This is a genomic window from Mesorhizobium sp. M7A.F.Ca.CA.003.01.2.1 (assembly GCF_003998945.1).
Classification (GTDB): Bacteria; Pseudomonadota; Alphaproteobacteria; order Rhizobiales; family Rhizobiaceae; genus Mesorhizobium; species Mesorhizobium ciceri.
Window position 1 is genome coordinate 1 of sequence record NZ_RZRA01001159.1, and the last position, 1,492, is coordinate 1,492.

The 1,492-nt window shown below is 62.3% G+C and carries 1 protein-coding gene and 2 pseudogenes; 2 read left to right on the top strand and 1 reads right to left on the bottom strand.

What is annotated here, in order from left to right; all coding sequences use genetic code 11:
• A pseudogene (locus tag EN969_RS30760) lies at positions 1-182 on the bottom strand (DNA polymerase IV); the annotation flags it as partial.
• 65 nt (positions 183-247) lie between these two features.
• On the opposite strand from EN969_RS30760, the gene EN969_RS30765 reads away from it, so the two are divergent.
• Both EN969_RS30765 and EN969_RS30770 read left to right on the top strand, forming a co-directional pair.
• Complete coding sequence (locus EN969_RS30765) at positions 248-823, top strand: GNAT family N-acetyltransferase (protein ID WP_024503584.1); 576 nt, start codon at positions 248-250, stop codon at positions 821-823.
• Between the two features lie 107 nt (positions 824-930).
• A pseudogene (locus EN969_RS30770) lies at positions 931-1,492 on the top strand (hypothetical protein); the annotation flags it as partial.

The window sequence follows — 1,492 nt, forward strand, 5'->3', positions numbered from 1 at the left end:
GCCGCATAGAAGGCGTCGCAATCGATATGGGCCAGATGCAGCCGGTAAAGCTCGGGATGACGCGCAAGCCGGGGGCTGCCGCAGCGCTCGCAGCGGCGCGTCTGGCTGCGCTGAAGCATCAGGCAGTCGCGGCAAAAACCGTGATCGGGATTGTTGACAGGGGCCGCCATCGCTGCGAACATAAAGAGAACAGAGGCAATGGTACGACAGTGCAAGGCCAGCGACAAGGCTGGCCTGGGGAGAACGCATGAGCACGACCATAGCGCCGCTTGCGCCCGAGCTTTGGGCTGAATTCGAGGACCTCTTCGGCAAGCAAGGTGCCTGCTACGGCTGCTGGTGCACGCACTTCCGGCTGGCGCCGGCGATGCGTCGCGAGAGCAGCCGGGAACGCAACAAGGACCACATCAAGGCGCGCATCGAGGCCGGCCCGCCGCCGGGCCTGCTGGCATTCGAGGACGGTCAGGCGGTTGGCTGGATGCAGATCGGACCGCGCGCCGACGTGCCCGAATGGAACAACCAGGGCAGGGGGTCGGCACCGGTCGATCCTGCCGACGCCACGGATCCGGCCGTCTGGGCGATCTCCTGCTTTTTCATCCGCGGCAAGGCGCGCGGCAGGGGCATCACGCATCGCCTCGTCGAAGGCGGCATCGATTTTGCCCGCCAGAACGGTGCACGGCTGCTCGAGGCTTGTCCGATAGATCTGTCTCGCGATTCGCGTTCGATCGGCCTGTTCGTCGGCTCGTCGCGGGTCTTCGAGAAGGCTGGTTTCGAGAGGCTGTTGGAACGCAAGGCCGGTCGGCCGCTGATGCGGCTGGTGCTTTGATCGAGATTGCCTGCCCGGATGCCGTTGTCGATCTCACCTTGCGGTTGCAGCGGTAATTTCATACCAGACGGACAAAGCCTTTCTTCTCGGTCAAACGGAGAATTCGCGTGAACCGTGCCCTGCCATTCGTGTTCCTTCTTGCGTTGAGTGCCCCTGCTCTCAGTCAGACCGTCGACAGTCAGGGTGCGAAGCAATTGTCCGACGACTTGTCCCGCTATGTCGGCAAGCAGGCGATCGACAAAGGCATTTTGAAGGTTTCGCTGGAAGGTGGTGCTTACAAGATCCTGTTCGATTTCAAGGCACTTGCCGCATCATTTCCGGACCAGAAACTGCTGAAGTTCGACTTCGCGCCCTATGCCCTGATGGTCAAGCCGCGCAGCGACGGATCCTGGGATGTCTCGATGGATTTCTCCCAGAGCGCCTCCTTCGAGTTCAACGGACCCGAAGGCCTGCAAAGCACTCAGTTTTCGATCAAGGACGGCAAGGGCTCGGGCGTCTACGATCCAAATCTGGCGGCCTTCACCAGCGGCACCAGTTCGATGGCCGGCATGACGATGGCGTCGAAGGATGCCAAGCAGCACATGGAGGCCAGCGCCGGCGCTGGCATCGCGACCGTTGCCGCGACCAAGTCGGCGACCGGGGGCGTCGATTTCACAACCTCGCAGAAGG